6 protein-coding genes are annotated in these 7,451 nt (G+C 52.9%); 3 read left to right on the forward strand and 3 right to left on the reverse strand.

Annotated features, from left to right (window positions below; genetic code table 11):
- Both VGE80_RS01260 and VGE80_RS01265 read right to left on the reverse strand, forming a co-directional pair.
- The coding region (locus tag VGE80_RS01260) for a transposase (RefSeq protein ID WP_440591385.1) at positions 1–745 on the reverse strand (745 nt) is incomplete at its 3' end.
- 244 nt (positions 746–989) lie between these two features.
- A complete protein-coding gene (locus VGE80_RS01265) occupies positions 990–1,139 on the reverse strand; it encodes a hypothetical protein (RefSeq protein ID WP_440591386.1) in 150 nt (49 codons plus the stop codon).
- A 471-nt stretch (positions 1,140–1,610) separates the two neighbouring features.
- Between VGE80_RS01265 and VGE80_RS01270 the strand changes: the two genes are divergently transcribed.
- Together VGE80_RS01270 and VGE80_RS01275 are read left to right on the forward strand one after the other, a co-directional pair.
- Positions 1,611–4,964, forward strand: coding sequence for a PatA/PatG family cyanobactin maturation protease (locus tag VGE80_RS01270; RefSeq protein ID WP_440591387.1), 3,354 nt, complete (start codon positions 1,611–1,613; stop codon positions 4,962–4,964).
- A 1,055-nt stretch (positions 4,965–6,019) separates the two neighbouring features.
- Positions 6,020–6,391, forward strand: coding sequence for a hypothetical protein (locus VGE80_RS01275; RefSeq protein WP_440591388.1), 372 nt, complete (start codon positions 6,020–6,022; stop codon positions 6,389–6,391).
- Between the two features lie 76 nt (positions 6,392–6,467).
- Here the strand turns inward: VGE80_RS01275 and VGE80_RS01280 are convergent, their stop codons facing one another.
- Positions 6,468–6,557 (reverse strand): IS3 family transposase, encoded by a 90-nt coding sequence (locus VGE80_RS01280; protein ID WP_440591390.1) that lies wholly within the window; start codon positions 6,555–6,557, stop codon positions 6,468–6,470.
- Positions 6,558–6,620: 63 nt separating this feature from the next.
- Here VGE80_RS01280 and VGE80_RS01285 point away from each other — a divergent pair.
- Positions 6,621–7,451 (forward strand): IS66 family transposase (locus tag VGE80_RS01285; RefSeq protein WP_440591389.1); only part of this gene is annotated, 831 nt, incomplete at its 3' end.

Raw genomic sequence — 7,451 nt, forward strand, 5'->3', positions numbered from 1 at the left:
TTCTCGCGTCGTGCGTCTTTTTGACCGAACGGCGGGATGGTTTGCTCTCTGTCGGTGAACGATCGCTGGGACTAACGGTGTTGCGGAGTTCTGAGTGGTTCTTCTGAGCCTGAATCCGCCGCTGGACCGAAGTGTAGTCGCTGGTCTCCAGTCGGTCGGCCATCGCCGCGCGAATCGGGTTCAGGTCAACATAAGCAGCACAAGCGACGAGGGCCGCTTCGTCAAGAAGACGTACCGCCCGAAATCGGCTTTGCCAGAAGCGGCCAATCTCGTTGTCCTCGTGGTTGGCACGCATCGCCACGGTTTGACACAGCAACCGCATCCACCAGCCGATATCGGACAACCGCAAGCGGATAATTTCCAGCATACGAGGATCGTTCTGGATGAAATCCAACTCGGCCTGATTCGGCTCCAGGGGATTTCCGTGATCATCCTTCCGGATCGGACACAGGAGTAACCATCGTCGAGCGACCTCCGCTTTATCCCAGGTCGCCACCACATCCGGGCGAGACCGCAATATCAGATGAAAATGGTTCGAAAGAATCGCAAAGCCCAGTAGATCGATCCCGAAGCAGGCGGCATAGCGTTTCAGTAGATCTTCAATCCACCCCTTCCGGTGGTCATAGTTCTTGCCGGTCAGGGAATCAGTTCCCAATAGAAAGCACCGCCGGACAACCCGGTTCATCACATGCACAATCGCCACCTCATCCGGCGAAAAGACTTCTGCACGCGCTAACCGAGCCATCCCCTCATCCTCCATTCTCGAAACTCACATCGCGAAATGCTAATTCGCGAGTTCAAAATACCGAACTTGTGACTGCGCTGTCAATCAGATATGCTGTGTCCCCGTTATCTCCCCCGTTATCTCCTGCCGAGGTTTCAACGAACACCACGTCCCGCAGGCAGGGTACTTTGCGACGAGCGGTTGCGATGCCACCAGCTCGTTCAGCATCTCCTGCTGGACCATTCGGCTGAGCATTTGTCCGACTTCAATGCGCCGCATTCTCGATCACCGAGTAATGAGGAATCTCCGTCTCGGGAAGACGGCCTGTCTCCTGGTCCAACTGCACCTTGAGTTCCGCAGCACGCCGCATCACAGAGGATAATTCGGTTTCTAAAGCACTGACTTTGCCATCCATGGCACCGTCTCCCAATCGAGTTTGATCACACCCCAATTCTCCATACACGTCGCAGATTACCAAAAAATCGCCAAATCTTGGAATTGACGTTATCAGGCAATCTGACGCACAACAGGGATGCACAACAAAAGCTGGCATGCACCCCCAACCCCACACGAAAACTGACTGGCCCTCAAAATGCTATGCAGCCGCAGACAATAAACGAGTTACGTCAAAATCGGGGCTCCAAAATTTTCGCGTATTCTCGATTGTGCTCCTAACTGGGGAAGTTAGGCAAAATTCAGCTCCCTGAGGAGAGAAACTTGCAACAAGTGAAGGGCTATATAACAGTCGAAGTATTTGGGCTCGACAGCTGAACAACGAATATTTCTTATGGTTGGAGCATTTTTTAACTCACCATATTGACAAATGACCACGGTCATGTAATTTTGCATGCATACGAAAAATACACCCCCGCTGAGGGTCTGCTGAATGCTGCAACGCTCGCGTGTTTACCTCGACAATGCTGCCACGAGCTGGCCCAAGCCATCTTCAGTGTACGATGTCGTCGACGACTACCACAGACGTCTTGGAGCATCGGTTGGTCGAGGCGGATATGCGGAGGCTGAGGAGGTTGGACAGGCAGTAGCACAAACAAGATCGGCCGTTGCTCGGCTGATTGGCGCCGAAAGCCCAGACCGTATTATCTTTACGCTCAATGGCACGGATTCTCTCAATCAGGCAATTTATGGAATCCTCAAGCCGGGCGATCATGTAGTCACATCCATTGTCGAACATAATTCAGTTCTCAGGCCACTGCGGAAGCTTGAAAGGCTCGGTCAAGTCGAAGTCACGCGCGTTGCCTGCGATGAATTCGGTGTCGTCCGCCCCGAAGACATTCGAATTGCAATTCGCCCCAGCACGAGACTGATTGTCTTGACGCATGCCTCCAACGTGACTGGCGCGATTCAGCCCGTGATGGAAGTTGGGGCGATTGCTCGTGAGTACGGAATCCTTTTTCTGGTCGATGCAGCTCAGACATTAGGACACCTGCATCTGTCGGTCTCCGAGATTGGAGCAGACCTGCTCGCTGCTCCAGGCCATAAAGGACTCTTGGGACCGCTGGGAACCGGTATCCTTTACATTCGCTCTGGGCTGGAAGAGTTTGTCCAATCAGTGCGGCAAGGAGGAACTGGCAGCGCCGGCTCAAGCGAAGACCAACCCGATGCACTCCCCGAAAAATATGAGTCCGGCAGCCATAACACACCGGGCATAATTGGTCTCGGTGCCGGGATCGAATATGTCGAACAACGCGGACTCGCCGATCTTCGGCAACATTCAATCGACTTGATGGATCGGTTGTTAGCAGGGCTGTCTGACATCCCCGGCGTAACTTTTTTTGGCCCTCGGTCGTCAGCCGACCGCATCGGTGTCGTCAGCGCAAAGTTTGCCGAGCAAGTTGCCCCGTCGGTCGCCAGGCGAATGGAAAAGGAATTTCGGATTCAAGTTCGTGGCGGCTTCCAATGTGCAGCCCTGATGCATCGCTCCCTCGGGACGCTCGAACAACAGGGTGCGGTGCGATTCAGCGTTGGTCCGTTCAACTCTGTTGATGATATCGACACCGCAATTGAAGCTGCGAGAATCATCGCAGGTAATTCAAACACGGCTGCAGAATCGGTTGCTTGTCCTTGCGTGGCTATCGATCAGCATGACGATCATCTATCGCCAGCTGCCAGCCTCGTATTACCAGCCGCGGCCAAAGAGGGTTCGAAAGTTGTGTCATCGCGAAGTGGCACCGATATCGCAGACATCCCTGGCCTGCACGAACTCTGGAACGAGACGCTCGGTGACCCGCGAATATGCATCGCTATTTTGGATGGACCAGTTGACCTGTCGCACCCTTGCTTCCAAGGTGCCGATATCGTGGTTCATCCGACCGCCGCAGCTAGTTCAAACAGAGGTGCCGCCACCCAGCATGGCACTCATGTCGCCAGTGTGATTTTTGGACAGCACCACAGTGAAGTGAAGGGAATCGCGCCTCACTGCCATGGAGTAGTCATCCCTGTATTTCGCGACGCCGCAAACGGCGAAGTCGTCCCCTGTTCACAGATTGATCTCGCTAGGGCAATTACCGTAGCTGCTCAATACGCTAAAGACCGCGGTGCGGCGGCCTTGCTGATCAACATAAGTGGAGGGCAGTTATCTGAATCGGGAGTAGCCCATCCGCTGCTGGGCGATGTTGTCAACAATCTAAGCGACGGCATGCATCTCATTGTGTCAGCAGCAGGAAACCAAGGGTGCGACTGCCTGCACATCCCCGGCGCACTGCCTACGGTTCTCGCAGTCGGAGCGATGAGTCGAAATGGAAGTCCCTTAGGATTCAGCAATTGGGGAAAATCTTACCAGGCACAAGGCCTCCTTGCGATAGGCGAAGACATTCGAGGCGCGAGTGTAGACCACCGAACTGAAATCAGGACCGGTACCAGTTATGCGACTCCCATCGTAACTGGAGTGGCGGCATTGCTACTGGGTGTTCAACTAAAACGGTCAGGTATAGTTTCTGCGGAAAGTGTGCGGCGCGCGTTGATCAAATCGACCATCAATTGTGAGCAGGAACCAATAAAGGATTGCCGAAGACTCTTGGCAGGGCGGCTTGATGTAAGCTCAGCACTCTTAACACTAATTGACCTAGGAACCACTGAAATGACAGATGATGGACAACTCGATCACCCTGCTTCAAAACAGGTCACCCCTCGATCGCATGAGCCGATTGTTTCGTCGGCTTCTCGAATTCCAGAAGCGCGAAACGAAATTCACGCCGCTTCCGTCGCTCCGCCTAGTGCTGTGAATTCGGGATACTCGGCCAGTGGATCCCATTTCAGCAGCAATCTAGTGTTGCCAGCTGGATGTGGCTGCGCCAGTGGAGATGCCCCGGTTTTGCAGAAAGTATATGCAGTTGGGAAGCTTGGATTCGACTATGGAAGTCGGCAGAGGCGTGACTACTTTCGAAATGCAATGAAGATTGCATTTCGTACTGAGCAGGATCCAGATCCAGATAACAGCAAGAACCTGTATGAATATCTCGTTCGGAGGCCGGAGGTTGCCGCAGAATACCAACTACTTAACGGTCGCCGGTTCATGGATCGCACCGATGTGACAGCATTGACGTGGATCTTGACGATCGATGGCACCCCAGTTTATGCCATACTCCCTCAGGGTGCCTTTGCATTTGAAGCACACGACACTTTTCTCTCATTCCTGAAGGACCAAGAGTTCCCTGGACAGAATAGTGAAGAAACGACATACGATAAACAGGAGCAGCGTTCTAAAGTCGAGCCCGCGACTCGCGTGGCATTACCCGGTATCATCATTGGAGAAACTCGTCTTTACACCGGCGAGCAAGTCCCTCTCGTCGCCCCTGATCAACGGGGACTCGCAAACTGGAACGTCAACTTCTTGTCCACGACGCTGAAAGAGTCGATTAATGAAGATGAGGCAGTTGAATTCGTGGAAACGGTACTAGACCGCCTCCATGAGCTGACTCGCAATCTCGGCCTCGAATCACAGCACAGGGCAACGAACTATGCTGCCACTGATGCTCTTCTCTTGGGTAAGGTCTTAAGCGACAACATCGACAAGTTCAAGAAGATGGAACTCGACACAATTGATGTCACACCAAGTCCTCTTTGTCGTCCTGGCTACGACTGCTGGGACGTTACGATCATCTTCTATGACCCAAATTCCCTAATGAGAGCTCGGCGCGCAGTTCGGTATACTGTTGATGTAAGCGACACGGTCCCCTACTTGCTCGGCGATGGATCTGAGCGAGTATTTACACTCCGGTAGCCATTATTCTTAAGAGAATGCACAATGAAGATTCCCAAGCAAACCATGCGATCGTTACAAACCTCGACTTACAGGAAGTTGCCTCATTACATTCTCACTTCGCCTTCCCAGTACTCTCCAAAAGGAGGGTGCAGTGAGCGATGTGCCAATTGCGTATGCGTGCAATGCTGCCCCGGAACCGGTTGTGTTCGACGACCGGACCCAAAATGCTCGAACTAGTGTAGTGAGATGGCCTCACTGCCACGGGCTCTCACTCTTACTTGAAAGGACTACGAACAGAAACTTCCGAAACTGCCTGCACCAAAGTCGCCTCCCACAATTGTCAGCAGGGATACGTTAACACACTTGCGCCTCAAGGATATAATGCCGGCTAATTGAGTCCTAAGGCACGCCAGTGTAGGGGTGTGATTATTGCAGGAAACATACCAGGTACTGTTCTGTGTGCTGGCTTAGCTGCACCGGAGTGCGGCTGCTTCTGACGATACCTTAGTACTGGAGACATTAAAATGAAACTGCCCAAATTTACACGATCTAGACAAAGAAGCGGCATGGCGACCATTGCCGCATCTGACCGAATGTCATCGCCAGAAATCGGGGTTAATCCCTCTGGCTGCGATCGATGGAGATGTGCCCGAAAGATAGCAGAGTGTGCGGCTGTGTGTTATCTCACTGGCTCCGTCGGATGTATATCCTGTCTCGGGAGCTCTTACGATCGATGCAAAGATTGCTTTTAAAGACTGATGGCAATGCCGATTCGACTTACTGTTGACGAATATCAAGACAATCATTCAAGGGAATTCACATGAAATTGCCGAAACAGACTGTCGTCACCAATCGAGTTTCGCGAGCACCCGAGAAATCTAAGTTAAATCAGCAAGAGGGAATTCGTATGCAAGGGTGCTGTGCCGAAGTCTGCGTCAACACCCCGCTTGGAGAGGTGTGCCATTGCACGGCCCACAGCCCATGGTGTTAGTAGTTTCATCAGCCTAACGTGTGGCATCTTTTTTTGAGGAGATAAGGCGTTCCTCCTCCCTTTACTGACAGGACTCACTGCTATGAGATTGCCGAAGTTCTCTCAAACTGCTTCAAGATTTCATACAGCAGTGAAAAGTGGCGTTGCCCCATCCGGCCATTGCGGAACCAGTTGGCACGAGCCATTCGTGCGTGACCGATGGGGCGATGCTAATTTCTCTGACGCATGCAAGAAGCACGATCAATGTTACGAAGCGTGTGGGAACACAAAGTCATCTTGCGATACTCAGTTTGAGCGAGATATGGAATCCAAATGCCGCGATGCGTATCCTGGTGGCGGTATCGATTACGCTCGTCGGAATTCCTGTATTGGAGTAGCGAATACATATGCAGTCGCTGTGGAGCGGATGGGCGGCGATGCCTACCGTGCAGCCCAACGAAACAGTGGCTGCTAGAGTGGACATCTCAGAGATGCAGGAAGTGACAATGTGAGGTGCTGACGATTTCACGGACAGTTCAACACACAAGAAATCACTCCTGCAGTTCCAACTGATGTGGGGTTAAGTATCCGAGGGCGGAGTGTTTTCGGTTGAGGTTGTAGTAGGCGATGTACTCACTGATCTCGTAACTGTTAAGTCATTCTGGTCTTTTCCAGTGGCCAGGGTTTGGTAAATTTCGAGCATCATGGATGATGTTGCGTTACTCAAAGAGCAGGTAGCGGCTTTGCTGCATCGCGTGGCGGAGTTGGAAGCCCAGGTTGCGGAGCGTGATGCTCGGATCTCGGAGTTGGAAGCAGAACTGGAACGGGTCCGCCGTCAGGGTTACAAACCACAGCCCAATCGCAAGCCGCCCGCGGGAAGCAAGAAGCAGGATCGTCGCAAGAAGCCATTTCGGCAGCATCCCGGTGTGTTTCGTGATCCGCCGAATCTCGATGAGATTCCTCCCGATCAAGTCGATTGTCGCGAGGTGGTGCTCGACTCGTGCCCCTGCTGCGGCAGTCGCCGAATCAAGCCGACGGGCCGATTTGATGATCATCTTGTCACTGATATTCCTGAGCCGAAGCCTGTATACCATCGCTACCGGCGACTTGAGTATCAGTGTCAATACTGTGGAAAAACCAGCCAGGGTCGTGCTGAACTGGAACTGCCGGGCAGTCATCTCGGACCTCGCGCACCGCTGCTGAATCGGTATTGCCGGGCTCATCTGGGGATCTCGCTGGGCAAAAGCTGCGATCTGTTGTCGCAGTGGTGGGGAATTCCGTTGAGTCGGGCAGGAGCACTGGGACATCTCGGTTGGGGCGGCAAGCTGTTGGCTCCCGTTGTGATCGATCTGCTCGATCTGTTGCGGCAGCAAAACTTGATTCACGCCGATGAAACCGGCTGGCGCATCAATGGCAAAAACGTCTGGGCCTGGTGCTTCTCGAATCCCCAAATTGCCGTCTACCTGATTCGGCATTCTCGAAGCGGTGCCGTAATTCGCGCAACAATAGATGCTGTGTCCCTGGCATTTCTGTCC

Origin of the sequence: Schlesneria sp., assembly GCF_036405755.1 — a bacterium.
GTDB classification, from domain to species: Bacteria; Planctomycetota; Planctomycetia; order Planctomycetales; family Planctomycetaceae; genus Schlesneria; species Schlesneria sphaerica.